The following is a 26,896-nucleotide window of genomic DNA, read 5'->3' as shown; positions in this document are numbered from 1 at the left end:
AAATTTCGGTGAACGACCGCCTCTCAGGCGGTAAGAAGGGGGGGACCATGGCGAAGACCGCGCTCATCACCGGCGTGACCGGCCAGGACGGTTCGTATCTGGCGGAGCTGCTGCTCGAGAAGGGGTACACGGTCCACGGCCTGATACGCCGCTCGTCGAGCTTCAACACCGAGCGGATCGACCACATCTACCAGGGCCCGGAGGAGGCGGGGCGCTCCTTCGTGCTCCATCACGCCGATCTCGCGGACGGCGTCGCGCTGGTGAACCTGCTGCGCGACATTCAGCCCGACGAGGTGTACAACCTGGGGGCGCAGTCGCACGTCAGGGTCTCCTTCGACGCACCGCTCTACACCGGAGACGTCACGGGGCTCGGCGCGATCCGGCTCCTGGAGGCCGTCCGCGCCAGTGGCATCGACGCCCGGGTCTACCAGGCGTCCTCGTCCGAGATGTTCGGCGCCAACCCGCCGCCGCAGAACGAGCGCACGCCGTTCCACCCGCGCAGCCCGTACAGCGTCGCCAAGGTCTACGCGTACTGGGCGACGGTCAACTACCGCGAGGCGTACGGGATGTTCGCGGTCAACGGCATCCTGTTCAACCACGAGTCCCCGCGCCGCGGCGAGACCTTCGTGACCCGGAAGATCACCCGTGGGGTGGCCCGGATCAAGGCCGGGCTCCAGGACCGGCTGCACCTCGGCAACCTCGACGCCGTACGGGACTGGGGGTACGCCCCCGAGTACGTGGACGCGATGTGGCGGATGCTCCAGTGCGACAGTCCGGACGACTACGTGGTGGCCACCGGGGAGGGCGTGAGCGTCCGGCAGTTCCTGGAGTGCGCCTTCGAGCACGCCGGGCTCGACTGGCGTGAGCATGTGCGCTACGACCCGAAGTACGAGCGTCCCAGCGAGGTCGACGCGCTGATCGGGGACGCGTCCAAGGCGGAGGAACTGCTCGGCTGGAAGCCCTCGGTGAAGTCGCGGGAGCTGGCCCGGATCATGGTCGACGCCGACATCCGCCGGCTGGACGACCAGCTCAGCGGAGCAGCGGCCCGGGTGCACCGATGAGAGGGCCGGGACTTCTCGGACGCGACCGCTGCGGCGCGTTCGCCGCGGTGCTCGCCCTCACCTCCGGTGTGCTGTCCGCCGCCGGGGCCGTCGCGCCCCCGGCCGCCGCACTGACACCGCCGGTCGGCTTCACCGCCGACCACCTCTCCACCTACCAGACCAACGGCATCGTCTGGGCGCTGGCCGAGGCGAACGGGGTCGTCTACGCCGGCGGCACGTTCTCCAACGTTCGGCCGGCCGGCGCCCCCGCCGGAACCAGCACGACGCCCGCCGTGAACTTCGCGGCCCTCAACGCGGCCACCGGTGCGCCGACCGGCTGCTCGCTCTCGTTCACCCGCGGCAGCGGCACGGCGACCGTGCGCGCGCTCGCGGTCTCGCCCGACAAGTCCACGCTGTACGCGGGCGGTTACTTCAGCGCGGTCAACGGCGCGAGCGCCAACGGCCTGGTCGCCATCGACACCGCGACCTGCCGGACGCGTCCGGGCTTCTCACCCGACTTCAGCGCGACCGTAAGGGCACTCGACGTCGCCCCGAACGGCACGGTCTACGCGGGCGGTGACTTCCAGTCCGTCAACGGCCAGACCCGGCGCTTCTTCGGCGCGGTCACCGCCGCCGGGGCCCTCACCGGATGGAACCCGGACGCGGACGCGCCGGGCCGGGCGCTGAAGGCCACGCCGGACGGGCAGAGCGCTCTGATCGGCGGGGACTTCTTCACCGTCGGCGGCGCCGACTCGCACGCGCTGGCCGTGACGAGCGCCGCCACGGGAGCGCTCACCCGGGCATACAGCGGCGGCTTCATCCCGTCGACCGCCGTCATCAAGGACATCGTCACCGACTCGGCGTCCGACGGCTGGTACGCGGCGGGCGAGGGCCGGGGCGGCGCGTCCTTCGACGGGCGGCTGGCCATGGAGCTCGACTCCTTCGACCAGCGCTGGCGGGACACCTGCCAGGGAGCCACCCAGGCACTGCGGGTCTACGAAGGTGTCCTGTACGCGGGCAGCCACGTCCATGACTGCTCCACCATGGGCGGCTTCCCCAACCAGGCCCGCAAGCACCTCACCGCCCAGTCCGTCGACGACCCTGCCCTGCTGGGCTGGCTCCCGGACACCAACGACGGCATCGGCGAGCCGGTCGGGCCCCGGGCCCTGACCGTCTCCTCCCGCGACGGCCGCGACTTCCTCTGGGTGGGCGGCGAGTTCACCACCGTCAACGGGGTCGGCCAACAGGCCCTGACACGGTTCGCCAACGGTCCCGACACGGGCGCGCCCGGCGCGCCCGCGGTCAGTGTCTCGGCGCCCAGGGCCGGCCAGGTCAAGGTCAGCTGGCGTTCCTCCCTCGACCTGGACGACAGCCTGCTCACGTACCGGGTCTACCGCAACGGCGGTGCGACCCCCGTGCACACCACCACCGGCTCCTCGCTGTTCTACAGCCGGCCGCAGCTGACGTTCACCGACACGAACGTGGTGGCCGGACAGACGTACAGCTACCGGATCACGGCGAGCGACGGAACCAACACCAGCGGCCTGTCCGCCGCCGTCTCCGTCACCGCCGCCTCCTCCGCGTCCCCGTACCAGGAACGGGTGCTCGCGGACGGTGCCGGGCTGTACTGGCGCTACGACGAGGCGGGCGGGGCGTTCGCCGCGGACGCCTCGGCCACCGACAACGGCGGCGTGTACGTGAACACACCCACGTACCGCGCCACCCCATCGGCGGTGGCCGGTTCCGCCGCGCTCTCGCTCAACGGGAGCGACGAGTACGTCTACAGCGACCGTATGCACCGCTACTCCTCGCCCACGCCCTACTCCATCGAGACGTGGTTCCGCACAACCTCGACGAGCGGCGGGCGGCTCGTCGGATTCGGCAACCGCGTCGGAGTCGCCCAGGGACACACCAGCAGCATCTCCGACAAGCTCGTCTATCTGACGGGCAACGGGCGGCTGGCCTTCGGCGTCCAGACCGGGAGCAGCACCTCCCGGCCCACCATCACCACCGGGGCTTCCTACAACGACGGCGACTGGCACCACGTCGTCGCCACCCAGGGACCGGCCGGCATGGTGCTGTACGTGGACGGGGTGGCCGTCGGCACCAACCCGGCGACCGGGAACCGCTCGTACAACGGTTACTGGCGGGTCGGCGGCGACGCCATGAACAACGCCTGGCCGAACCTGCCCGCGAGCACCTATCTCGCCGGCCAGGTCGACGAGACCGCGATCTACCCGGCCGCGCTGACCGCCGCCCAGGTGGCCGCCCACCACGACCTGGCGGACGCCACTACCCCGCCGGGCGGCACCACCGTCACCCTCGCACCGGCCGAGGACGCGTACGTCAACGGCGTGGCCGGGAACACCACGTACAACGACAGCCAGCTCGCGTCGCGCGGCAGCACGCCGTACGTGGGCTATCTGCGCTACTCCCTGCCCGCGGCCCCGCCCGGACAGGTGCTCACCGGCGCCCGCCTCGACTTCCGCACCTCGTCGGACGCGACGGCGGGCTCCACCGACAGCCACACCCTGGTACCGGTCACCGGCGCCTGGACCGAGTCGGCGGTCACCTACAACACCCGGCCGGCGCTGTCCGCGTCCGTGCTGGGGACCATCACGGACGCGGCCTCGGTCTCCACCGACTACTCGGTGGACCTGAACGCGACCGCACTGGGCGGAGCGCTGGGCTCCGCCTACTCACTCGCCCTGACCAGCAGCGGGACGGACAGCCTGCGTATCTGGTCGAGCGAGGCATCATCCGCGGCCTACCGGCCGCAGCTCGTTCTCACCTTCGGAGCTGAATGATGAACGGAAGTACGGGGCAGAGATCCGGGGGGCCACGTGGCCGGGTGCGAGCCGCATCCGCCACGCTGTGCCTGCTGGCCGGAGCCCTGACCGCCACCGCGGCGGGAGCCGCACCGGCTGCCGCACTGACACCGCCGGTGTCGATCACCGCGGACGACCTCACGACCTGGCAGACCAACGGAATCGTCTGGTCGATGGCCGCGACCGAAGGAGTCGTGTACGCGGGAGGAACCTTCTCCACCGTGCGACCGCCGGACGCGGCGCCCGGCACCGGCGAACAGCCCGCGGTGAACTTCGCCGCGTTCGACGCGGGCACCGGGGCGCCGACAGGGTGCACCCTGTCCTTCACCCTCGCCTCCGGGACGGCGACCGTACGGGCGCTCGCCCTCTCCCCGGACGGCAACACCCTCTACGCGGGGGGTCAGTTCGGCTCGGTCAACGACGTCGGTGTCAGCAACATCGCGGCGATCGACACGGCGACCTGCACCCCGCGCCAGGACTTCAAGATCAGCATCTCGGCGACCGTACGGGCCCTGGCCGTCACCGCCGACACCGTCTATGTGGGCGGTGACTTCAACAGCGTCGGCGGGCAGACCCGGAACAAGTTCGCGGCGGTCACCACGGGCGCCGACCTCCTGCCGTGGACGGCGAACGCGGACGAGGTGGCGCGGGCCGTCGAGGTCACGCCGGACGGGCAGCACGTCCTGCTCGGCGGTGACTTCTTCACCGTCAACGGCACCACCTCGCACGCCCTGGCCGTGGTCGACGCCACCACGGGGGCGCTCACCAAGAGCTACCCCGGCTTCATTCCGAACACCTCCACGGTGCAGGACCTGACCACGGACGCCACCGGCTTCTACACCGCCAACGAGGGCACCGGAGGCGGCGTCTTCGACGGCAGGATCGCCGTCGACCTGGACGACTTCCAGCAGCGCTGGCGCGACACCTGCCTGGGTGCCACCCAGTCCGTACTGGTCCACTCCGGGGTGCTGTACAGCGGCAGCCACGCCCATGACTGCTCCAGCATGGGCGCGTTCCCCGACCAGCCGCGCAAGCACCTGCTCGCGCAGTCCGTGGACGATCCCAAGCTGCTGCCCTGGTTCCCGGACACCAACGACGGCATAGGCGAGCCGGTCGGGCCCCGGGTGATGTCCCAGACGGACAGCGGAGGCCGGCACTACCTGTGGGTCGGCGGTGAGTTCACCACCGTCAACGGCGCCGGCCAGCAGGGTCTGACCCGGTTCGCCGACGGTCCGGACACCGGCGCCCCGTGGGTGCCCAACGTCAGCCTGTCGACGGTCACTCCGGGGAGGATCGACGTCAACTGGCAGACCAGCTTCGACACCGACGACGGCGAGCTGACCTACCGGATCTACAAGGACGGGGCGGCCACCCCCATCCACACGACGACGGGCTACTCCGTCTTCTGGGACCGCCCGCAGCTGCGCTGGACCGACACCGACGTGGCGCCGGGCGAGACCCACTCGTACCGGATCACCGCGAGCGACGGCACCAACACCAGCGCCAAGTCCCCGGCCCAGTCCGCGACCGTCGCGGCCACGGCCGAGGCGTATCCGGCGCGGGTGCTCAGCGACGGTGCCTCGCTGTACTGGCGGTACGACGAGGGGTCGTCGACCTTCGCCTCGGACACCGGAACCGGTCTGGACAACGGCTTCCTGCGCAACGGGCCCGCCTATCAGCAGACCCCGGCCGCCGTCGCGGGCGATTCGACCGCGATCGGTTTCGACGGGACCGCCGACTACGCGTACAGCAACGAGCGGCGCCCGGCGCCCGCCCGGTTCTCGGTGGAGACCTGGATCAAGACCACCACCACACGGGGCGGGAAGATCATCGGGTTCGGCAACCGGGTCATGCAGAACAGCTCCTCGTACGACAAGCACGTGTACATGCGCAACGACGGGAGGCTCGTGTTCGGCGTCTACAGCGGCGGGGCCAGGACGGTGACCTCGCTCGGTACCTACAACGACGGCAACTGGCACCACGTCGTCGCCACCCAGGGCACCGGCGGTATGGCGCTGTACGTGGACGGGCAGCTGCGCGCGTCCAACTTCCTGTTCACCGGCAACGAGACCAGCCCTGGCTACTGGCGGGTCGGCGGGGACAACCTCGGCAGCTGGCCGAGCCGTCCGACCAGCAACTTCTTCGCCGGACAGCTCGACGAGACCGCCGTCTACCCGACCGCGCTGAGCGCATCCCAGGTCAGCGCGCACTACGCCCTGAGGACGGGCTGATGAAGTATCCGTTCCTGGCCGGCGCCGCCGTCGTCGTACTGACGGCGGCGCTGGCCGCCTGCGGCTCGTCCGCCGACGGGAACGGGCCGCAGGCCGCGGGTGCCACAGCACCCGCGGCCTCCGGGCCCACCGCCGCCGGACCGTCGGCCGGAGCCCCGCAGGAGCCGGGCCCCGACGCCTCCGCGAGCGAGACGAGCGAGGCGCCCAAGGTGCCCGCGGACCGGATCACCCCGGCCACCGGGTCGTTCACGAAGAAGCAGAAGGAGTTCCTGGTCGACCGGGTGCCGGAGGGCATGGACCCGGCCGCGGTGCTCCAGACCGGGCAGGAGACCTGCGACAAGCTCCGCTACCTCGTCAAGGTCGACCGGGACACCGCCGTCGGCTCGATCGTGACCGGCGAGATCCCCGACGCGGAGCCCGCCGTCGCCCATCTGTGCACACAGCACCAGGAGTTGGTGGACGAGGCCGCCCTGAGCTACGCCGACGGCACCCATACGGGCAAGAAGCTCCGAGCAGGCGGCTACCGCTCGGCCGCCCCCACCAAGGACTGCACCTGGCAGATCGAGGACGGGGCGGGCAAAGCCCTGGATTCGGGCTCGTCCGACACCGGGAAGCCGACGCGGATCACCATTCCCCGCACGGCGCGCACCTTTACCTCCACAGGCTGCTACGCCTGGCTGCCCGAAGGAGAAAACGGATGAGCAAGCTGCCGATCGCCGTCGCGATCCCCACGAAGAACGAGGGCCTCAACATCGCCGAGGCGGTGAAATCCGTACTCGGCCACTTCGAGGCGGTCGTCGTGGTGGACTCGCACAGCACGGACGACACGGCGAAGATCGCCGAGGAGTGCGGGGCCGAGGTGGTCACGTACACCTGGGACGGCGGCCATCCCCGCAAGAAGCAGTGGTGCCTGGACCACGTCCGCACCGACCTGGACTGGATTCTGGTGCTCGACGGCGACGAGCGGCTCAGTCCCGGGCTGCTCGCGGAACTGCGGGAGATCTTCGCCGATCCGGCCGCGGAGAAGCCTGCGGCGTACGACATACCGCTGGGTTACTGGTTCTCCGGGAAGCGGCTGCGGCACGGGTACACCATCCGCAAGCGGTCCCTGACGGACCGGACCCGCTGCCACTATCCGGAGGTCGGCGATCTCGACGCCCCCGGGATCGGCGAGGTGGAGGGGCACTACCAGCCGGTCGCCCCCACGAGCGCCTCCCTGGTCAACCCGATCGAGCACCAGGACCTCGATCCCGTCACCGCCTGGTTCGAGCGGCACAACCGCTACTCGGACTGGGAGGCGTGGCTGGAGCAACACCCGGACGTCAAGGAGCAGGTACGGAAGGTGAAGTCCCGCCAGGGCCAGCTCTTCCACAAGGCGCCGTTCAAGCCCCTGGTGTCCTTCGCGTACATGTATGTCTACCGGCGGGGCTTCCTCGACGGCCGGGCGGGGCTCGACTTCGCGCTGGCGATGAGCTTCTACCGGTGGCAGATCGCGCTGAAGTCCCGTGAGGGAAAGACGGGTTGAGTTACCGACGGCTCCGGCGGACCACGTCCTCGTAGGTCCGCCGGAGGGTTCCGGTCACGGCCTCGATGGTGAAGTGGTCGTTGACCAGACCCCAAGCAGCCTTACCAGCGCGCTCGTTGGCCTCCGGCTCCAGCAGCTCCAGGACGGCCAGCGCGACCTTCTCCGCGTTGGCGGCGTCCTCGCCGGGGCGGCTGTCGACGACCCGGCCGGCGCCCGCCTCGGCCACATCGGGCCCGAGCCCGCAGGTGCGGGTGATGACGACGGGGGTGCCGACGGACATCGCTTCGAGGACGGAGACGCCCAACGGCTCCTCGATCGAGGGGAGTACGTACACATCGGCCTCCCGTCCGGCGGCGAGCACCTCCTCGTGACCGAGAGGACCCACGTGGTCGAGCGAGTCCGTCACACCCAGCCCGCGGGCGAGCGCGAGGGTCCCGGGCAGCGCACCGGTGTCCGGGCCCGCCAGGACGAAACGCGCGTCCGGATACTTCGCGAGGACCGCGGGCATCGCGGCGACGAAGTCCTCCGGGCGCTTGCGCTCCTGGACGCGGGCGAGGAAGAGCACCGTCGGGGGCCTGCCGGGCTCCCGGGCGGGCTTGCGCTCCTGCGGGCGGACCCCGTTGACCAGCCGTACGGTGCGGGTGAGCGGGACCGGGGCGGCGACGGCGTTCACATCGAGGCGCTCCCTCTCCGTCAGATACAGGACGGCGTCGGCCTCGCGCAGCACCTTGCGGACGCCGAGCAGGTCGGTGAGCTGGGCGACGCGCTTCTCCGTCGGGTCCACCATGCCGTGCGTCTGGACGACCAGCGGTGTGCGGGTGGCCAGGGCGAGCAGGGCCGCGGGCAGAGTCACGAGGTCGCGCATCAGATGGACGTGCACGAGGTCGGCGCCCCGCATCATGCGTCGCGCGGCGCGCAGCAGCGCACCGGAGGTGATGCCGCTGACCTCGAACATGGGAAGCACATGGCGGGCCTGGAACAGATGGACCGGAACTCCCTCGACCGTGGCCGGGAGTTCACCGTCGAAGCCGTCGCCCAGCGCCATGATCCGGGCGTCGTCGCCGTGGGCGCGCTGCACCTTGGACAGATTGAGCGCGACTCTCGTCGGACCACCGAACGCGTGGTCCGGGGTGTGCAGCGTAACGACGTGCAGGATCTTCACCAGGGTCCCCCTCAACCTCGGCCGACTGTTCACAGACTAGTCATCGCATCCCCCCAAGTACGTTGATTCGTTAGAGTGTTCCCAGGTCGGTCCACGGAGCGGGGAGCGCATGACGTCCGTGCAGGTCGAGTCCGTCGCGAAGCCCATGTCGTGGGCGATGCTCTCGCGGGCGCTCGCGGTTCCGATGATTCTCGGCCTCGTCTGCTTCCTTCCGGCGGTGATCGTCGCGCAGCCGGGCACCGGTGTCCGCGACAACGCGTTCTGGATGCAGCTCGTCCTCACCTGTTACGCGGGGGCGCGGCTCGCCACGATGATCCTGTCCACGGGGCGACGGCTCCTGCAGGGCGTCTTCTGGATGTTCGTCTACATCGCCATGGGTGTGGCGCCGCTCGCCCAGGCGGTCATCGGACAGACGCCGACCCCGATGGTCGGCCCGCGGTCCGACCTGGTGACGGCCATCGCGCTGATCCTGCTGGGCTGCGCCGCCTTCGACCTCGGCGCGCTGCTGGCCTCACGGCGGCCCCTGCGCCGGCGCCCGGGGGCGCAGGGCAGGGTGGGCCCGACGGCGCACCAGGGCCGGCTCACCCTGCTGGTCGTGATCGCGTTCGTGGCCGGCGGGTACTACATCCTGAAACTCGGCGGACCCGCCATCTTCTTCAGCAGCCGGCAGGAGATCAGCGCCTCGGTGGCGGAGAGCGGGGTCGTGTCCACCGAGTCCAATGTGGGGTCGGCGTTCCTGAAGGGCTTCGGCACCGTACCGGCGCTCATCGCGCTGCTCTTCTACACACGCCGTCTGGCGACCTCGCGCAGGGCCCGGCGCTCGCCCTCGACGGTCCTGGTGTGGGTGGCGCTGGTGGCCCTGAACCTGGTCGTGAACAACCCGATCTCCAACGCCCGTTACTGGTTCCTGACCGTGCTGGTCTCGCTGCTGTTCACCGCGTTCCCCAGCAGCGCGGCGATCTACCGCTCGGTCCTGGCCATGGGCGTCGTGGGCGCGCTGGTGCTGTTCCCGTACGCGGACCGGTTCCGGTACGACGACGAGGGCTACAAGCCCGTGCAGTCGGCCTCCGTCTTCGAGCCGCTGGCCACGAAGGACTACGACCAGACGGTGATGTTCGCCAACACCATCTCCTGGGTCGAGACCCGCGGGCACACCTACGGCCGCCAACTGGCGGGCTCCGGGCTCTTCTTCGTGCCGCGCGCGGTGTGGAGCGGCAAGCCGGAGGACACGGGTGTCCGGGTGGGTCAGTGGATGGGGATGAGGATGACCAACCTCTCGGCACCCCTGTGGACCGAACTCTGGGTCGACTTCGGGGCCGCCGGGATGGCCGGTGGTCTCGCCCTGGTCGGCTACGGGGCCGCCCGTACGGACCGCAGATACGCGGTCGCGGTGACCAGGGCCGGGCCCGGGCCGGGCAGTGTGCTGGCCATCGCGGCGCCGCTCATCGCCGGGTACACCTTCATCCTGCTGCGCGGTCCGCTGCTGCAGTCCGCCGGGAAGTTCGCCATCGCCGCGCTCTGCCTGCTGCTCGTCACCAGTTTCAGGAACCGGAACGGACAGCGTTCGCGCTGACGGGCTCCGGACCCGCCGTCTCCCCGCCGCGCAGCCGCACCACGCGGGTCCAGGTGGCCACCGCCTTGCAGACGGACCCCAGACACAGGCCCCAGGCGGCTCCGGCGACACCACCGAGTGCGTAGCCGCCGGCCAGGAAGGCCACGGCGGCCAGCGAGAACACCACCTGGATGGACAGGGTGGTGCGGGGATCGAGCATCCGCAGGGCGAGCAGGCCGCAGGTGCCCACGGCCATCGCCGCGTACTGGCTGCCCGTCGCGGGCAGCAGGGCGGCGGCCGTGGGCCAGGTGTCGCCGAGCAGCTCGCGTCCCGCCGCGTCGGGCAGCAGCGCGAGTGCGGTCGCCCACAGGGCCGCGGTCGCCGCGAGGACGGCGCCGAGTCCTGCCGTCGCCCGCACCTGCCGTCGCTGCGAGCCGAGGCGGCCGAGCAGCGGGGGGCCGAAGCTGGTGGCCGAGGTGTAGAGCACGTTGAGCGGCCCGAAGAGCGTGGTCGCCCCCCGGAGCGCGCCCACCACCAGGGGGTTGCCGACGGCGCCGAGGCCCAGCACCGAGAGCTGGCTGGTCGCGTTGCCGACGCCGAACTCCACGACGAACCGCCGCCCGAGGTGCCCCCGCCGGAACTGGGGGCGGAGGTGCAGGGGCGTCCCCGCGGTCCGCCGGTACAGCAAGACGGCGGAGAGCAGCAGGGCCGGGAGCGCGGAGAGCCCCCAGACGGTGACGAGGCGCGCCGCCCCGGCTCCGTACGGCTGCACGGCCAGGGACCCCAGCACACAGACCAGCCGCAGGACGTCGCTGCCGAGTGCGAGGTGCGGCAGACGGAGGGTCGAGAAGGCGTAACGCATGGCGTCCTGGCCGAGGACGGCCGGCAGGACGAGCCCGAGCATCATCACGGCGCGCGCCGTGTCCCCGGGAACGAGCAGACAGACGGCGGCGAGCAGCCCCCCGAGCGCCGTGGCGGCGAGCAGGGTGAAGGCGACGGCGGACCGGCAGGCGCCTCGTGTGTCGTCGTTCTCGGCACGCCGCAGCACCAGCGGCTGCCCGGTGTAGGCGCCGGATGCTCCCAGCAGGACGGTGAAGACGAGGTAGACGGCGGAGAAGCGCGCGAAGTCGGCGACGGTGGAGAGCCGGGCCGCCGCCACCAGCACCAGGATGTTGGTGAGGGCCGTGACCCCCTGGTCCGCGACCGAGCAGACGATCGCGGTACGTGCCTTCACCGGCGTCCCGCGGAGGCGTCGAAGGCACGCAGCCCGAGCGTCTCGGTCGGGTCGCCGGTGATCTCCGGTTCGTCGGGGCCATCCGTCCTGGCGACCGGGCCACCGCGCCGCCTCGGGGACTTCTTGCGCTCCTTGGTGCCCAGGCGGCCACGGCTGGGGTGCAGGAGGACGCCGAGCACCGAACCGCCCGACGCGCTGATGATCTCCCGGATCCGCTCGACGTCGCTGCGGTGCACCTCGCGCGGGTCGCAGACGATCATGACGCACGCCACCCGGTCGACCAGGGCGACGGCGTCGGCGTAGGCCAGGACGGGCGGGGCCAGCACGATGACGACGGTGCCGGGGCGGTCGGCCTCGGCGACGATCCGGCCGACGGGGGCGGAGGTCAGCGCGCGCGGCACGTTGTCGACGCGCCTGCCCGCGACGAGGGTGAAGGCGCCGGAGCCCGGCACGTCCACGTTGGAGCGGCTGCCCGAAGGCCAGGTGCCGTCGTCGTCGGCGGCCCAGCGGGGCGGCCGGGCCTCGTGCGCCGCCGACCCCAGCTCGCGGGCCAGCGACGGCGTACGCAGATCGGCCTCGACCAGGAGGACGTCGCGGCCCATCTCGGCGAAGGCGGCGGCCAGGTTCGCGGCGGCTCCGGCCGCGGCGGCGTTGTCGCCGCGCGGCGCCGTGACGAGCAGGCGGCGGCTCTCCGCGAACGCGGGGTCGTAGGCGAGGCGGAAGGCCACGGCCCGGTACTCCTCGGCGAGTCTGCTGCCGCTGCGCCCGATGGCGAGCAGGCCGTCCGGCGCTCCGCGCTCCCGGGGCAGTGTGCCGAGCAGCGGAGCGCCGATGGAGCGGACGAGCTCGCGGGTGGAGCGGACGGAGGGGTCGAAGACGAGGCGCACCCAGGACAGGAGCAGCCCCAGGGCGAGGCCCACCACGCCGCCGAGGCCGAGGAGCATGGGCAGGCCCGCGCCGGTGGGTTCCTTCGGAGCGACGGGCTTCTGGTTGAGGTAGCCGGGGGTCGCGTCCAGGGCCCGCAGCTCGCTTATCTTCCGGCTGAGTTCGGAGATGGAGACGATGAGGTTGGCGCGGGCGCTGCTCACGTCGTCGGCCCCGCTCGCACCGACCTGCTCCTCCAGCAGGTCGCGCTTCTCCTCCAGCGGCTTGAGCTGGGCCCGGTAGCCCTGCGCCATGTTCTCGATGCTGTCCTCGGTGCGTTGCCTGCGGTGTTCGAGGTAGGCGTCGGCGAGGGCTTCGGCGCGTGATCTGGCCTGCTCGGGGGTGTCGCCCGTGTAGGAGAAGCGCAGGGTGAGCGTGTTGGGCGGGTTGGTGACCTGGAGGCCGGCCAGCAGGTCGCCGGCGTCGACCGGGTCGGCGTCCTTTGCCAGGGCGCGGGCGGCCAGTTCGCCCACGGTGTCGCTGACGGCGGTCTGCCGTTCGGAGCCGATGTTGATGCCCTTGTCCGCCGAGGCGCCGGTGGCGAACGGGTCCGCGGTGGCGGAGCGGACGAGCACCACGCCTGTGGCGGTGTAGGTCTCCGCGCCGCTGAGCGCGAGATAGCCGCCGCCGATGAGTCCGACGACGACGCCGACGGCGAGGAGCGCACGGTAGCGCAGGAGCTGGCGGAACTGATCCCGCAGCAGCGCCGGTTCGTCCTGGTCCTCCAGGGCGCGGATCGGATGGGTCATCGCTGTGGTCTCCCTTGGGCGTTCCCGAGGACCTCGGTGAGCAGGGCGTCGAAGCGGGCGAGTCCCGCCTCGCGGCCCAGGTGGTGTGCGACGTACCGCGGGCCCTGGGCGCCCAGTGCGTCCGCCGCGGCGGCGTCCTCGGTGAGCTTGCGTACGGCCGCGAGGAGAGCGGCGGGGTCCTCCGGCGCGACCAGGACTCCGGCGCCCGAGCGGCGCACCTCGTCGGCGGTGCCGCCCTCGTCGGCGACGGAGGCCACGACGGGCCGTCCGGAGACGAAGTAGGAGGTGAGCTTGGACGGCACGCTCATGTCGAGCACGGAGGCCCGCTGGGTGACCGCGAGGATGTCGGCGGCGGCGAGGATGTCCGTGAACTCCTCCGGACCGGCCGGCGGCAGGAAGTCGATGTTGGGGAGGGAGCCGGCGAGGGCGCGGAGTATGTCGCGCTGATTCCCGTCCCCCATCAGGACGACGCGGACGTCCGGGGCGAGCCGGGCCGTGTCGACGAGGACGTCGAGGCCCTGCTTGAGTCCCATGTTCCCGGAGTGCAGCAGCACCGGGGTGTGGTCCGGCCAGCCGAGCCGGGCGCGGGTGGTGGCCCGGTCGGCGGAAGGGGGCTCCACGTGCGTCCAGTTGGGCACGATGCGGATGCGGTCCGGGTCGACGCCGAGGGCGGTGACGCCGGGTACGAAGGTCTCGTGGATGACGCCGACGAGGGCCGCGCCGCGCAGGGCGTACCGCTCGGCCGCGGCGGCGAGGGCCGCCGCCCGGTCGCCGCCCCTGATGCCGCTCTGGGCCGCCGCGGCGCCCATCAGGTCCTGGACGACGGGTATGTACGGGACGCGGTGGCGGCGGGCGATACGGGCGCCGATGACTCCGCCCGCGAGGCTCGGCATCTGGGCGATCACGGCGTCGGGGCGGCCCGGTGGCGGCGCCAGGAGCCCGTGCGCCAGCACGGTCGCCTCGAACGCGGCTCTGCGCAGGGCTGTCTGGCGGGGCGGCACGTAGTGTCTGCGGCGGTGGACGGCGACTCCGGCGCGGGTCTCGCGCGTACGCCAGACTCCCCGGTAGCGCTCGTCGAGCCGCCAGGACGGGTAGTGCGGCATGCCGGTGAGCACCTGGACCCCGGCTCCGGACGCGGCCCAGTGCTCGGCGAGCTGGGTGGCGTACGGGCCGATGCCCGTCAGCTCCGGCGCGTAGTTGGTCGAGACCACCAGCAGCCTGCGGTCCTCGAACATTCGGTGATCTTCGGCAGCGGACATCGGTTCGGTCGCCTTCCCCCCGGAACAGCCACTGCTCCTCCCAAGGAACAGTCCCCCGGGGTGAGCTTATCCGTTCACGGCTTGCACAAGTGTTCTTCACAGTAAGGTCGTTGGAGATCCACACCGATACCGATATTTCCGGGGGGAGACAGCGGATGGTGCACAGAGTCGGATATGCGCCGGGTGTGTACGACTTGTTCCATGTCGGACACCTGAACATCCTGCGGCATGCGCGCAGTCAGTGCGACTACCTGGTCGCCGGGGTCGTCTCTGACGAGATGGCCGCGCTGGCCAAGGGCCACAAGCCGGTGATACCCCTGCCCGAGCGGCTGGAGATCGTCCGGAGCGTCCGTTTCGTGGACGCCGCGTTCGTCGAGACCGTGCCCGACAAGGTCGAGACCTGGCAGCAGGTCCGGTTCGACGTGATCTTCAAGGGCGACGACTGGCGGGGCACGGAGAAGGGGCTCCGGCTGGAGCGCGACTTCGCCGAAGTGGGCGTGGAGGTCGTCTACTTCCCCTACACCGTGCACACCTCCAGCACTCAGCTGCGCCGGGCTCTCGACGTACTCGTCAGTCCGCCCGGAGCGCTCTCAGCTCCCTGAACCACTTGGCGAAAAACGCCACGAGGAACAGGGCGTGCACGGCGGCGAGCGCGGCGTACCCGGCCAGGAAGATCCCGGGCGCCCCGGACAGCAGGAACACCAGGCAGAACACCCCGTAGTCCGCGGGGAGGAGCGCCACGGCCCGCACCCGGGAGACCGGGCCCGCGGGCCCGCCCGCGGGGGCCGGGCGTGCCACGGCCGCCGCCTTGCCGAGCTGCTCGCGGAGCAGCCCGGCGCAGAAGGTGAGCACCGCGACGAACAGGAAGCCGAGCGGCAGCAACAGCCAGCCGTCCGAAGGCAGTTCGGCGAAGCGGTAGAACGAGACGAGTACGGCGGTGTGGACCAGGATCATCTTCGCGCAGTCGACGACATGGTCCAGCCATTCGCCGTCGGGGCCGCCCTTCCCGGTGAGCCGGGCGAGCTGGCCGTCCGCCGAGTCGAAGGCGAAGCCGATGGCCAGCCCCGCGTAGACGGCCGCGCCGAGCGCCCACGAGGGCTCGGCGAGCGCGACCGTCAGGATGGCGGCGAGGGTGAACGCTGCGCTGACCAGGGTGACTTGGTTGGGAGAGAGCCCCACCCGGTAGGCCCCGGCCGCGAGCACCCTCCCGGCGGGCCGGTTCACGTGGCGCGAGTACAGCGACACGCCCTTGGCCGTCTTCTGTGCACCGCGCAACTCGCGCAGCACCGTACCTGTGCTTCCCATACGCCCCCCAGCGTCCAGCGGTGCCCGCATCATGGCATGCGGAGATCCTTCCCGTGGGCCGTGTTCGCGTTTGGGCGGCCTGCGGCCTCCCACCCGTACGGGCAGGCCCCGTCAGCGCTCCTCGGTCAGCTGCTCGTCCAGTTCGTCGAAGAGCAGTTGCTCGTGGTCGACCTGGCCGGTGCGGTAGGCCGAGCGGGCCACCAGGTGGGCGGCGACCGGGCCGGTCATCATCTGGAAGAAGACGACCAGGCCGAGGGTGGCCATGTCCATGCCGCTGCGCAGCCGCAGCCCGACCCCGATCAGCACGAGCAGCATGCCGAGGGTCTGCGGCTTCGTCGCGGCATGGCTGCGTGACAGGACGTCGGGCAGCCGCAGCATGCCGATGACACCGAGCAGCGAGATCGCCGCCCCCAGGAGAACGAGGACGGCGCCGGCCGTGTCGGCGGTCTGGGACCAGGCGCTCACTCGGTCCCCTCCTTGCTGCCGGTGGGTGCGGAGGGCGGCGGAGTCCCGTGGGGCGTCGGCCGGTCACGTACGGCGATGAAGCGGGCGATGCCCACCGAGCCGGTGAAACCGAGGAACGCCAGCACCATCATGATCGGGAAGTAGTAGGGGTCCCTGGAGAACGCGGACTTGGCGCCGAGACCCGCGATGATCAGGGCCGCGCACACATCCAGCGCGATGGCCCGGTCGAGCATGGAGGGACCTCGCCGGATGCGGATCAGCAGCAGCATCCCGGCGACGACGATCATCACCACGGCGGCGGTCAGCAGGATCCGGTCGAGGGTCTCGGGAGCGCTCATGCCGTACCTCTCCCCGGACCGGAGCGTGCGGGGCCGGGGGGTGGCTGGCCGACGCGGTCGATCTCGTCGCGGGTGCCGAAGGCCCGTACCGTGAGCTCCTCCATGCGCCAGACGGAACGCCGTGCCGCCTCCAGAGCGGCGGGTCTGTCCGCGTCGAGCACATGCAGGAAGACCGTGGCCGTCGCACGGCGTACCTCGACGATGGAGCCGCCCGGCACGTTGGACACGGCGACGGCGGTCGCGGCGAGCATCAGATCGCTGCGGCAGCGCAGCGGGACACCGATGACGGCGGCCCGGTGGGCCTCCCCGTCGAAGATCTGGCGGGTGACCCGCACTCCCGAGGTGTACATGTCGTAGAGCAGGTACCCGGCGAGGCACAGGATGCCCCAGGGGTGCAGCCGCAGTCCGAGGTCGACCCTCGGCAGCGGGAAAGCCAGACACACGGCCACCGATACGACGGCGCCGGTGATGACGTTGGCCCAGCTCAGCGTGGACCACAGCAGGACCCAGATGAGGGTGAGCCAGGCGAGCAGCGGCAGGTCGAGGACGCGCCGCCGCTCACCGAACTCGCAGCTGAAGGGCGGAAGTTCCTTGTTGCGGAAGGACAGGGTGAGTACCCGCTTCATCGTCCGAGCACCTCCTCGACGTAGGGGGACCGTTCGATGAGCTCGGCCGCGGCGCGGCCGGCGTACGCGGTCAGCGGTCCGGCGAGCACGGTGAACGCCAGCCCGAGGGCGACGGCTCCCGCGGTCGCCGCCGTCATCGTGCGCGACAGCCGGGTCGTGGTGGTGACCGCGTGGCCGTGCAGGGTGGCCGCCACCACCCGGCCGGCCGGGTGGTGCCCCCGCACTCCTTCGTCCCCGGTGCCCAGCATCCGGTCGGGGCCCGCGTCGGCGTCGTCGTCGGACTCGTCGTCGGTCTCCAGGACCGTGCCGTCCTCGGCCTGGCCGGGCGGGGCGGCCCGCCAGAACGCCAGGTTCCAGACCTTCGCCATCACGTACAGCGTCAGCAGACTGGTGACCACCGACCCGGTCACCAGGACCCGGGCCAGGACACCGCCGTCGGCGACACCGGCCCGCATGAGACCCAGCTTCCCGATGAACCCGGACAGCGGCGGGATCCCGGCGAGATTCATCGCGGGGACGAAGAAGAGGACGGCGATCACCGGGGCGACCTTGGCGAGGCCGCCGATCCGGGTGAGTTCGGTGGTGCCCGTGCGCCGTTCGATCAGCCCCGCGACGAGGAAGAGCGTGGTCTGCACGGTGATGTGGTGGGCGACGTAGACGATCGCGCCGCCGTACGCCTCGCGGGTGGCGAGACCGATACCGAAGACCATGTAGCCGATGTGGCTGATGAGGGTGAAGGAGAGCACCCGCTTCAGGTCGGTCTGGGCGACGGCGCCCAGGATGCCGATGACCATGGAGGCCAGTGCGGCGATCATCAGCAGATCGCCGAGCCGGTTGCCGGGGAAGAGCAGGGTCTCCGTCCGCAGCATGCAGTAGACGCCGACCTTGGTGAGGAGCCCGGCGAAGACGGCGGTGACGGGGGCCGGTGCGGTGGGGTAGGAGTCGGGCAGCCACGCGGCGAGCGGGAACACGGCGGCCTTGACGGCGAAGACGGTGAGCAGCGTGACGTGGATCAGCGTCTGGACGCCGACGGGCAGTTCACCCAGCCGGCCTGCCAGCTGGGTGAAGTTGGCGGTGCCCGTGGCCGCGTACGTGGTGGCGATGGCGATCAGGAACACCATCGACGAGAACAGCGAGATGATCACGTAGGTGGAGCCCGCGCGGACGCGGGGCCCGGTGCCGCCCAGGGTGAGCAGGACGAAGCTGGCCACGAGCATGATCTCGAAGCCGACGTAGAGGTTGACGAGGTCTCCGGCGAGGAACGTGCAGGAGACCCCGGCGACGAGGATGAGGTAGGCGGGGTGGAAGACGGCCACCGGGGTCTCCCCGTCCCGGTCGGCCATGCCCTGGCCGAGGGAGTAGACCAGCACGCAGAGCGTGACGGCCGAGGAGACGGTGAGCATCAGCCCGGACAGCCGGTCGGCGACCAGGGTGATGCCGAGCGGCGGGGCGAAGTCGCCGAGGTGGACGGAGAGCGGGCCGTCGCGGTCCGCGGCGATCATCAGGGCGACGGAGAGAGCCAGCACCGCGCTCAGCACGGTGACGCTGATGAAGCGCTGGAAGCGCTTGAGCCGGGTGCCGAAGGCGAGGCTGAGGCCGGTGGCGCAGAGCGGCAGCAGCACCGGCAGCGGGACGAGCGTGTTCATCCGGTGGCTCCTCGGTCGGGTTCTTCGGGTCCGTCGCCCCGCCTCTCGGCCGCGTAGTCCTCCGGGTCCGCGCCCAGCACGTCGTGCCAGAGGTCGCCGGATGCGTCGCGGCCGCGGGCCTGCAGGGCGCGGTCGGCGCGCAGCTTCTCGCGCAGCCGCCGGTGCTCGTCCCGGTAGCGGGTGCGCTCTCCCCGGGTGGGCGGGGAGCCGCTCCGGAACTCCTCGCGCAGCTGGGCCCGCTGGCCCATCACTTCGGTACGCAGCGCGATGCGCCGGTCCTCCAGGTCGTCGTGGACCTCGTCGGTGCCGGTCAGCTGGTGGCTGCGGTAGGCCATGGCCAGGAGGAACGCGGTGGTGGCGAGGGTGATGACGATGGCGGTGACCGCGATGGCCTGCGGCAGCGGGTCGGTGACCCGGTGCAGGGGTACGCCGTAGAGCAGCGGCTCCCGGCCGGCCGAGCCGCCGGCGGTCAGGACGAGCAGATTGATGCCGTTGCCCGCGATCACGGCGCCCAGCAGGATGCGGGTGAGAGGCCGGGTGAGCATGAGGATGCCGCCGACCGCGCAGAGCACCACGGCCGGGACGAGGAGCGAGAGGCTGACCGTCATCGGCCGGAACCTCCCGCCGGGCCGTCGGCCGGGGCGAGCGCACCCGCGGCCCGTTCGATCTGCCGGTCGATCTTGGCACCGAGCGCGCGCACGATGTCCAGGACCACTCCCAGGACGAGCAGATAGACACCGAAGTCGAAGAGGACCGTCGATCCGAGGTGGTAGTCGCCGAACACGGGCAGGTGCCCCTTGTGCGTCCAGGCGAGCAGGACCGTGCCCTTGGCGAGACCGAGCAGCGCGACCCCGGTGGAGATGAGCAGACCGAGGCCGGTGAAGAGTCCGGGCTGGAGCGGCGCCGCCTCGGCCAGTTCGAACCGGCCGCCCGCCAGATAGCGGGTGATGAGGGCGACCCCGGCGACGAGCCCTGCGACGAATCCGCCGCCCGGCATGTTCTCGGCGCAGAACAGCAGGTAGACCGAGAGGATCAGGATGGGGTGGAAGAGCAGCCGCGCCATCACTTCGAGGACGACGGAGCGGTGCTCCGGCGCGAGCGTCTCCCCGGCGGCCAGCCAGCTCCTCTCGGGCGCCGCCTCGTCGCCCTGCGGCAGTCCGGTCAGCGGTGGGGCGGACAGCGACCAGGCGGTACGGCCCTCCAGATCCGCCTGCGCCATCGTTCCCTCGCTGCGGCGGTGCAGGTAGATCAGACTGGTCACCCCGATCGCCGCGGCGGCGAGCACGGCGGACTCCCCCATGGTGTCCCAGGACCGCAGGTCGACGAGGATGGTGGCCACCACGTCCTTGAGCCCGTGGCGGGCGGTCTCCTCGACCATCGCGGCGCCCGCCGGTGGTGCCGTGCGTGCGGACGCCGCGGCCCACACGACCACGCCGACCGTCGCCGCCGCGGCCAGCGCGAGCGGGATGCGTACGGCGCGCCGCCACGTACTGACCGACTCCTCGAAGCGCACCGGCATCCTGCGCAGGACGAGCACGAACACGACCATCGACACGGTCTCGACGCAGAACTGGGTGAGCGCCAGGTCGGGGGCTCCCTGGACGACGAACAGCAACGCGGCCCCGTAGCCCGTCAGTCCCGCCAGGACCACGGCCTTCATCCGGCGGCTCACCGTCAGACAGAACAGCGCGGCCCCGCACGTCAGCACCGCCACCGCGCCCTGGAGCGGGACGTCCCACAGGTGCGGCGCCGCCGCCCCGCGCCAGGGCCGGTCGGTGGCGAGCACGGCCAGTTGCCCGGTCAGTAGCACCGCCAGGACGGTGGCCAGATAGACGGAGAGCGAGCCGCGCTGTACGAAGCCGGTGACCTGGAGGGCGAGGCGTTCCAGGCCGAGGAGGAGGTGGCCGAAGACGCTGTCGGCGGTGGGCCAGGCGATCCGCCGGGAGAGCCGGGTGACGGCGGAGCGCCGGGCGAAGAGCAGGGCACCGCCCGCCCAGGCGAGCGCCGACAGCAGCAGGGCCGTGCCGAAGCCGTGCCAGAGGGCGAGGTGGTACGGCTCCCCGGACGCGGGGAACGTGTCCGCGTAGGCGGCGAACAGCCGGTCGGTCAGGCCGACGCCGGGGCCCAGCACGAGCCCGCCGACGGCGAGGAGCGCGGGCGGCGCGAGGAAGGCCGCGCCGACCCGGTGCACGGGGGTGTCGGCGACGCCGGGTTTACGGGCGAAGGCCCCCCAGACGAACCGCACGGTGTACGCGGTGGTCAGCGCCGAGCCCACGACCGTGGCGGCCAGCGTCCACCGGTCCGCGAGGTCGCCCTCCAGCAGTGCTTCGAAGGCCGCTTCCTTGGCTGCGAAGCCCAGGAGCGGGGGCAGCGCGGCCATGGAGGCGGCGGCCAGCACCGCGACCGCGCACACGTGGGGCAGTGCCCGGCCGACGCCGGAGAGTTTTCGCAGATCGCGGGTGCCCGCGGCATGGTCGACGATGCCGGTCACGAGGAACAGCGGGGCCTTGAACAGGGCGTGCCCCAGGATCATGACGGCGGCGGCGAGTGCCGCGTCGCGGTAGCCGGCCCCGGCGAGGACGGTGAGGAAGCCGAGCTGGCTGACGGTCCCGTAGGCGAGGACGAGTTTGAGGTCGTTCAGGCGCAGCGCGCGCCAGCCGCCGAGCAGCATGGTCGCGGCCCCCAGCACGAGGACGACGGGCCGCCAGACCGGGACGTCGGCGAAGGCGGGTGCGAGCCGTGCCACGAGGTAGACCCCGGCCTTGACCATCGCGGCGGCGTGCAGATAGGCGCTGACCGGGGTGGGCGCGGCCATCGCGTTCGGCAGCCACAGGGAGAACGGCCAGATCGCGGACTTGGACAGTGCGCCGCACAGCACCAGGACCACGGCGACCGAGACGGCGAGCGTGGGCTCGGGCGGATCGGCCACGATCGTGGAGATCCGGTAGGTACCGGCCGCCTGACCGATGATCAGGAAGCCGATGAGCATCGCGAGGCCGCCGAACGTGGTCACGGTGAGGGCCTGGAGGGCGGAGCGGCGGTTGTGCTTGTGCTCGCTGCCGTAGCCGATCAGCAGGAAGGAGAAGACCGTGGTCAGTTCCCAGAACACATAGAGCGAGATCAGGTCGTCGGCGAGGACGAGGGCGAGCATGGCGCCCGCGAAGGCCAGCAGGTTACCGGCGAATCCGGCCAGGCCCGGGGCGTCGTCGGCGAAGTACGACGCGCAGTAGAGCAGCACCAGCGTGCCGATGCCGGCCGCGAGCAGCACCATCAGTTCGGCGAGCGCGTCCAGGCGCAGGGCCACCGAGACGTCGTACGCCGGAATCCACTGCCACGACCAGGTGACCGACTCCCCGGCCGCGGCGCCCTCCCACCGGACGGCCGCCCAGACCGTGGCGGCGGCCGGGGGCAGCGCGAGCACGAGGAAGGCCCGTCTGCCGAGCCGGCGCACCAGCGGGGCCGCGCAGGCCGCCAGCACGAAGTGGCAGACGATGAGCGTGGTCATGAAGCGAGGTCCTGAACGGCTTCCTGGACAAAGGGCACTGATTACAGATATATCGCCCAGCCCTGTTCACCCGTACGCCGCGCCGCGCCCGGCGCGGTTCGCTTCCGCTCCGGCTCCGGCTCCGGCTCCGGACATCGGGGACCTCGTCCGGGAGACCGTCGGTGCGGCGGTAGCTGCGGACCCGGCTGTACGGCGACCGCTACCGCCCCGAGTACACGGATTCGCCGACTGGCGGGTCACCGTGGCACGTCTGAGACCGGCCCTGCCACCACGTCGGAGGAGGACGAGCTGCTGAAGTCGGCATCCCGGGGGCGGCGCACGTGCTGGCGCAGCCGTAACGAGCGGATGAGGCCGGCCGGGTGGCCGGTTCAGTCGAGTGCCGCCACCCCGTCGAGCTCGACCAGCGCCTGTTCGTCCCAGAGGCGGACGGCCCCGACCACCGCCATGGCCGGATAGTCGCGGCCTGCCAGGCGCCGCCAGATCCGGCCCAGTTCGGGTGCGTGCGCCCGGTAGTCGGCGACGTCCGTGGCGTACACGGTGACCCTCGCCAGACCGGCGGGGGTGCCGCCCGCCGCGCGCAGGGCGGTGAGCAGATTGCCGAGGGCCTTCTCGAACTGCTCGGGCAGGGTGCTCCCGACGACCTTCCCGGCCTCGTCGAGCGCGGTCTGTCCGGCGAGGAAGACCAGGCGGCCCCCCGTGACGGTGACGGCGTGCGAGAACCCGGCGGGCGGGGAGAGTTCGGCGGGGTTGATCCGGTTGACCGGGTTCATGCGGACGGCTCCTGGGTCGCGTACAGCTGCTTGGCGATGATCGTGCGCTGCACCTCGCTCGCGCCCTCGTAGATCCGGGGCGCACGGACCTCCCGGTAGAGGTGTTCGAGCAGGTGGCCGCGGCGCAGGGCGCGGGCGCCGTGCAGCTGGACGGCCGTGTCGACGACGTACTGCGCGGTCTCGGTGGCGTACAGCTTGGCCATGGCTGCGCGTCCGGGGACGCCGCTCTCGCCCGCGTCGTACGCCGCGGCCGCCGCGTACACCAGGAGCCGGGCGGCCTCGGTGCGGGTCGCCATCTCGGCGACCTGGTGCGAGACGGCCTGGAGGTCCTTCAGCGGTCCGCCGAACGCGGTGCGCTCCGCGGTGTGTACGACGGTGGCGTCGAGGGCGGCGCGGGCCATGCCGACCGCGAAGGCGCCGACGCTCGGCCGGAAGAGGTTGAGGGTGTTCATCGCGACCCGGAACCCCCGGTCGGGCTCGCCCAGGACGTCGTCGGCGGTGACGGGCACGGCGTCGAAGTCCAGTGCGCCGATGGGGTGCGGGGACAGCATGTCCAGCGCCGTCCCCGTGAGCCCGGGGCGGTCGGCGGGGACCAGGAACGCGGTGACGCCGCGGGCTCCAGCGCCCTGCGTCGTGCGGGCGAAGACGGTGTAGAAATCGGCCTCGGGCGCGTTGGAGATCCAGCACTTCTCGCCGGTCAGCCGCCAGCCGTCCGGGGTGGGCCGGGCGGCGAGTGCGAGCGCGGCGGCATCGGAGCCGGCGTTCGGCTCGCTCAGCGCGAAGGCGGCCACGGCGCGGCCCGCACGCACCTCGGGCAGCCAGCGCTCGCGTTGGGCGGGCGTGCCGGCCTGGACGAGGGGGCAGGCGCCGAGGCCCTGGAGCGCGAGGGCGGTCTCGGCCTCCGTGCAGCCGCGGGCGAGTGACTCGCGCAGCAGGCAGAGGTCGAGCGCGCCGGAGCCGAAGAGCCGGTCGAGGAGCCCCAGCTCGCCGAGTGCGGCGAGCAGTGGGCGGTTCACCCTGCCCGGCTCGCCCTTCTCGGCGAGCGGCCGCAGCTGGTGCACGGCCGCCTCGTACAGCTCCGCGCACCAGGCGGTCCGGGCCGGGTCGAGCGAGAATGCGTTCATGGCGGCGCCTCTCTTGTCACGTCTTATCGCGAACCGTTGACTACCGTCACCCAAACGATACGCTCCAAGGGCGACAAGGGGGCGATCCTTCATGGAGCCGATTTCCTCGCCGGACGCGTCCGCGCACGGTGCCACCGCACACACCGATACGTTTCCCCGCGACCAACTGCCACCGGCCGCCCAGTGGCCCGAGCTGGTCTTCGACCGGCCCGAGCTGCGCTACCCGGGCCGGCTGAACTGCGGATACGAACTCCTCGACCGCACCATCGGCCGCTTCGGTCCCGACCGCCCCGCCTTCCGCGAGGCCGACGGCGGGGTGTGGAGCTACGGGGAGCTGCGGGACCGGGTGGACGGCATCGCCCACGTCCTCACCACCGGCCTGGGCGTACGACCGGGCAACCGGGTCCTGCTGCGCGGCCCCACCACTGCCTGGCTGGCCGCCTGCTGGCTCGCGGTCATGAAGGCGGGCGCGGTCGCCGTCACCGTACTGGCGCAGGCGCGGTCCCGGGAACTGGCCACCATCTGCTCACTCGCCCGGGTGAGCCATGCCCTGTGCGATGCCCGGTCCGTCGAGGATCTGGTCAAGGCCCGGGTTCCGGAGCTGCGGATCACGGAGTACGGGGGTGACACACCCGACGATCTGACGCGCCTGGCGGAGTCCAGGACCGGGCCGTACGAGCCGGTGGACACCGCGGCCGACGACGTCGCTCTGATCGCCTTCACCTCGGGCACCACCGGGCGCCCCAAGGGCTGTATGCACTTCCACCGCGATGTGCTGGCCGTCGCCGACACCTTCTCGCGTCACGTCCTGCGCCCGGAGCCGGATGACGTGTTCGCGGGGAGTCCCCCGCTCGGCTTCACCTTCGGGCTGGGCGGACTGGTCATCTTCCCGATGCGCGCGGGCGCTTCCGCGCTCCTGCTGGAGCAGGCGGGACCGAAGCAGCTGCTGCCGGCGCTCGCCGCCCACCGGGTCTCCGTGGTGTTCACCGCACCGACCGCGTACCGGGTGATGCTGGACCACCTCGACGGGCACGACCTGTCCGCGCTGCGCCGGTGCGTCTCCGCCGGGGAGAATCTGCCCACCGCCACCTGGGAGTCCTGGTACGAGCGGACCGGTCTGCGCATCATCAACGGCATCGGCGCCACCGAACTGCTGCACATCTTCATCTCGGCCGCCGACGACGCCATCCGCCCCGGCACCACCGGGAGGCCCGTGCCAGGCTGGCAGGCCCGGGTGGTGGACCCGGCGGGCGAGGAGCTGCCGGACGGCGAACCGGGGCTGCTGGCCGTGCGCGGCCCGGTCGGCTGCCGCTACCTCGCCGACGAGCGGCAGACGCACTACGTGCGGCACGGCTGGAACATCACCGGCGACACGTACGTCCGCGAGCCGGACGGCTACTTCCGCTACGTCGCCCGCGCCGACGACATGATCATCTCCTCCGGCTACAACATCGCGGGCCCCGAGGTGGAGGACGCCCTGTTGCGCCATCCGGAGGTGACCGAGGCGGCGGTGGTGGGCCGGACGGATGAGCTGCGCGGGCAGATCGTCGTGGCGTACGTGGTGCTGCGCGAGGGCTCCGCCCAGACCGCGGACTCCCTGCGGCGCTATATGAAGGGCGAGCTGGCTCCGCACAAGTGCCCGCGCGTCATCGAGTTCCTGGCCGCGCTTCCCCGGACCGCGACCGGCAAGCTCCAGCGCTTCCGGCTGCGCGGGGGCGCGGACCGGCACGGCACGGCGGACGGGCTCTAGAGTGATCACGTGGCCGAGCTGCACACTCCCCGTTCCCTGATCGTCAGCCTCTACGGCGCGTACGGTCGCTCCCCCGGCAACGAACCGCTGCCGGTGGCCGAGCTGATCCGTCTGCTGCGCGCCGTCGGTGTCGACGCGCCCTCCGTACGCTCCTCCGTCTCCCGGCTCAAGCGCCGCGAGCTGCTCGTCCCGGCCCGCACGGCGGACGGGGCGGCCGGTTACGCGCTGTCCGCCGACGCCCGGCAGCTGCTGGACGACGGTGACCGGCGCATCTATCAGCGTCCGGAGCCCCGGGCCGCCGACGGCTGGGTGCTCGCCGTCTTCTCCGTACCGGAGGCGGAGCGCCACAAGCGGCATCTGCTGCGCTCCCGGCTGGCCCGCCTCGGTTTCGGCACGGCCGCACCCGGGGTGTGGATCGCGCCCGCCGGGCTGTACGAGGAGACCCGGCACACCCTGGAACGGCTCGAACTCGCCTCGTACGTGGACCTCTTCCGCGGGGAACACCTCGGCTTCGCGGCGACGAAGGAGTCGGTGGCGCGCTGGTGGGACCTGGACGCCATCGCCCGTCTCCACCTGGACTTCCTGGAGCAGCAGGAGCCGGTGCTGAAGACGTGGGAGGCGCGGTCCCCCGGGAGCGCCCCGGACCCGGAGGACGCCTACCGGGACTACCTGCCGGCCCTGGACTCCTGGCGGCGGCTCCCGTACGCGGACCCGGGACTGCCGGAGGAACTGCTGCCGAAGGACTGGCCCGGGGGCCGCTCGGCAGAAGTGTTCGGACTGCTGCACGCGATGCTGCGCGACGCCGGGGAGCGCTTCGTACGACCGTGAACGGCGCCCGGAATTCGGGTGACTGCCGGACTGCG

General features: G+C 71.8%; 22 protein-coding genes. 9 read left to right on the top strand and 13 right to left on the bottom strand.

What is annotated here, in order from left to right:
- Positions 1 to 47: 47 nt before the first annotated feature.
- The 5 genes from gmd to ACFWSK_RS09295 are packed head-to-tail and all read left to right on the top strand — an operon-like array spanning position 48 to position 7,624.
- Complete coding sequence (gene gmd, locus ACFWSK_RS09315; protein WP_383783260.1) at positions 48 to 1,061, top strand: GDP-mannose 4,6-dehydratase; 1,014 nt, start codon at positions 48 to 50, stop codon at positions 1,059 to 1,061.
- Positions 1,058 to 3,847, top strand: coding sequence for a LamG-like jellyroll fold domain-containing protein (locus tag ACFWSK_RS09310; protein ID WP_383783259.1), 2,790 nt, complete (start codon positions 1,058 to 1,060; stop codon positions 3,845 to 3,847). The genes gmd and ACFWSK_RS09310 overlap by 4 nt, the downstream gene beginning before the upstream one ends.
- The gene (locus ACFWSK_RS09305; protein ID WP_383783258.1) at positions 3,844 to 6,099 is read left to right on the top strand and encodes a LamG-like jellyroll fold domain-containing protein; all 2,256 of its coding nucleotides are present in this window, start codon (positions 3,844 to 3,846) and stop codon (positions 6,097 to 6,099) included. Before ACFWSK_RS09310 ends, ACFWSK_RS09305 begins: the two co-directional genes overlap by 4 nt.
- Positions 6,099 to 6,800: a hypothetical protein gene (locus ACFWSK_RS09300; protein WP_383783257.1), complete on the top strand. Its 702-nt coding sequence runs from the start codon at positions 6,099 to 6,101 to the stop codon at positions 6,798 to 6,800. The genes ACFWSK_RS09305 and ACFWSK_RS09300 overlap by 1 nt, the downstream gene beginning before the upstream one ends.
- Positions 6,797 to 7,624 carry a glycosyltransferase family 2 protein gene (locus ACFWSK_RS09295; RefSeq protein ID WP_383783256.1) on the top strand — a complete coding sequence of 276 codons (828 nt, stop codon included), beginning with the start codon at positions 6,797 to 6,799 and terminating at the stop codon, positions 7,622 to 7,624. The genes ACFWSK_RS09300 and ACFWSK_RS09295 overlap by 4 nt, the downstream gene beginning before the upstream one ends.
- 1 nt (position 7,625) lies before the next feature.
- Here ACFWSK_RS09295 and ACFWSK_RS09290 read toward each other — a convergent pair whose 3' ends face one another.
- Complete coding sequence (locus tag ACFWSK_RS09290) at positions 7,626 to 8,786, bottom strand: glycosyltransferase (RefSeq protein WP_383783255.1); 1,161 nt, start codon at positions 8,784 to 8,786, stop codon at positions 7,626 to 7,628.
- Positions 8,787 to 8,895: 109 nt separating this feature from the next.
- Here ACFWSK_RS09290 and ACFWSK_RS09285 point away from each other — a divergent pair, with 109 nt between their 5' ends.
- Positions 8,896 to 10,359 carry a hypothetical protein gene (locus ACFWSK_RS09285; RefSeq protein WP_383783254.1) on the top strand — a complete coding sequence of 488 codons (1,464 nt, stop codon included), beginning with the start codon at positions 8,896 to 8,898 and terminating at the stop codon, positions 10,357 to 10,359.
- Here the strand turns inward: ACFWSK_RS09285 and ACFWSK_RS09280 are convergent.
- Genes ACFWSK_RS09280 through ACFWSK_RS09270 form a run of 3 tightly spaced genes read right to left on the bottom strand, consistent with a single transcriptional unit; the run spans position 10,328 to position 14,504 of the window.
- Positions 10,328 to 11,572, bottom strand: a complete 1,245-nt coding sequence (locus tag ACFWSK_RS09280) for a hypothetical protein (protein ID WP_383783253.1) — start codon at positions 11,570 to 11,572, stop codon at positions 10,328 to 10,330. The two genes, ACFWSK_RS09285 and ACFWSK_RS09280, sit on opposite strands and share 32 nt — an antisense overlap.
- Positions 11,569 to 13,245 (bottom strand): lipopolysaccharide biosynthesis protein, encoded by a 1,677-nt coding sequence (locus tag ACFWSK_RS09275; protein ID WP_383783252.1) that lies wholly within the window; start codon positions 13,243 to 13,245, stop codon positions 11,569 to 11,571. The genes ACFWSK_RS09280 and ACFWSK_RS09275 overlap by 4 nt, the downstream gene beginning before the upstream one ends.
- Positions 13,242 to 14,504, bottom strand: a complete 1,263-nt coding sequence (locus tag ACFWSK_RS09270) for a glycosyltransferase (RefSeq protein WP_383783251.1) — start codon at positions 14,502 to 14,504, stop codon at positions 13,242 to 13,244. Before ACFWSK_RS09270 ends, ACFWSK_RS09275 begins: the two co-directional genes overlap by 4 nt.
- Positions 14,505 to 14,659: 155 nt before the next feature.
- Here ACFWSK_RS09270 and ACFWSK_RS09265 point away from each other — a divergent pair, with 155 nt between their 5' ends.
- Complete coding sequence (locus ACFWSK_RS09265) at positions 14,660 to 15,106, top strand: adenylyltransferase/cytidyltransferase family protein (RefSeq protein WP_185297793.1); 447 nt, start codon at positions 14,660 to 14,662, stop codon at positions 15,104 to 15,106.
- Here ACFWSK_RS09265 and ACFWSK_RS09260 read toward each other — a convergent pair.
- The 9 genes from ACFWSK_RS09260 to ACFWSK_RS09220 form a co-directional block, all read right to left on the bottom strand.
- The gene (locus tag ACFWSK_RS09260; protein WP_383783250.1) at positions 15,075 to 15,809 is read right to left on the bottom strand and encodes a CDP-alcohol phosphatidyltransferase family protein; all 735 of its coding nucleotides are present in this window, start codon (positions 15,807 to 15,809) and stop codon (positions 15,075 to 15,077) included. The two genes, ACFWSK_RS09265 and ACFWSK_RS09260, sit on opposite strands and share 32 nt — an antisense overlap.
- Positions 15,810 to 15,920: 111 nt before the next feature.
- Positions 15,921 to 16,274 carry a monovalent cation/H(+) antiporter subunit G gene (mnhG, locus tag ACFWSK_RS09255; RefSeq protein WP_383783249.1) on the bottom strand — a complete coding sequence of 118 codons (354 nt, stop codon included), beginning with the start codon at positions 16,272 to 16,274 and terminating at the stop codon, positions 15,921 to 15,923.
- Positions 16,271 to 16,612 (bottom strand): monovalent cation/H+ antiporter complex subunit F, encoded by a 342-nt coding sequence (locus tag ACFWSK_RS09250; protein WP_383783248.1) that lies wholly within the window; start codon positions 16,610 to 16,612, stop codon positions 16,271 to 16,273. The genes mnhG and ACFWSK_RS09250 overlap by 4 nt, the downstream gene beginning before the upstream one ends.
- Complete coding sequence (locus tag ACFWSK_RS09245; RefSeq protein ID WP_383783247.1) at positions 16,609 to 17,238, bottom strand: Na+/H+ antiporter subunit E; 630 nt, start codon at positions 17,236 to 17,238, stop codon at positions 16,609 to 16,611. Before ACFWSK_RS09245 ends, ACFWSK_RS09250 begins: the two co-directional genes overlap by 4 nt.
- A complete protein-coding gene (locus tag ACFWSK_RS09240; protein ID WP_383783246.1) occupies positions 17,235 to 18,884 on the bottom strand; it encodes a Na+/H+ antiporter subunit D in 1,650 nt (549 codons plus the stop codon). Before ACFWSK_RS09240 ends, ACFWSK_RS09245 begins: the two co-directional genes overlap by 4 nt.
- Entirely contained in the window at positions 18,881 to 19,492 is a 612-nt protein-coding gene (locus ACFWSK_RS09235; protein ID WP_383783245.1) for a Na(+)/H(+) antiporter subunit C, read from the bottom strand. The genes ACFWSK_RS09240 and ACFWSK_RS09235 overlap by 4 nt, the downstream gene beginning before the upstream one ends.
- Positions 19,489 to 22,389: a Na+/H+ antiporter subunit A gene (locus ACFWSK_RS09230; RefSeq protein WP_383783244.1), complete on the bottom strand. Its 2,901-nt coding sequence runs from the start codon at positions 22,387 to 22,389 to the stop codon at positions 19,489 to 19,491. Before ACFWSK_RS09230 ends, ACFWSK_RS09235 begins: the two co-directional genes overlap by 4 nt.
- Positions 22,390 to 22,757: 368 nt before the next feature.
- Positions 22,758 to 23,159: a RidA family protein gene (locus tag ACFWSK_RS09225; protein WP_383783243.1), complete on the bottom strand. Its 402-nt coding sequence runs from the start codon at positions 23,157 to 23,159 to the stop codon at positions 22,758 to 22,760.
- Complete coding sequence (locus ACFWSK_RS09220) at positions 23,156 to 24,283, bottom strand: acyl-CoA dehydrogenase family protein (protein WP_383783242.1); 1,128 nt, start codon at positions 24,281 to 24,283, stop codon at positions 23,156 to 23,158. The genes ACFWSK_RS09225 and ACFWSK_RS09220 overlap by 4 nt, the downstream gene beginning before the upstream one ends.
- A 91-nt stretch (positions 24,284 to 24,374) precedes the next feature.
- Between ACFWSK_RS09220 and ACFWSK_RS09215 the strand changes: the two genes are divergently transcribed.
- Entirely contained in the window at positions 24,375 to 26,033 is a 1,659-nt protein-coding gene (locus ACFWSK_RS09215; RefSeq protein ID WP_383783241.1) for an AMP-binding protein, read from the top strand.
- Between the two features lie 9 nt (positions 26,034 to 26,042).
- Positions 26,043 to 26,861, top strand: a complete 819-nt coding sequence (locus tag ACFWSK_RS09210; RefSeq protein WP_383783240.1) for a PaaX family transcriptional regulator C-terminal domain-containing protein — start codon at positions 26,043 to 26,045, stop codon at positions 26,859 to 26,861.
- Positions 26,862 to 26,896 lie beyond the last annotated feature (35 nt).

It is taken from the genome of Streptomyces sp. NPDC058620 (assembly GCF_042717135.1).
Lineage (GTDB): Bacteria > Actinomycetota > Actinomycetes > Streptomycetales > Streptomycetaceae > Streptomyces.
Note: the sequence above shows the minus strand (reverse complement) of the source record. Positions and strands in the feature narration are given on the sequence as shown.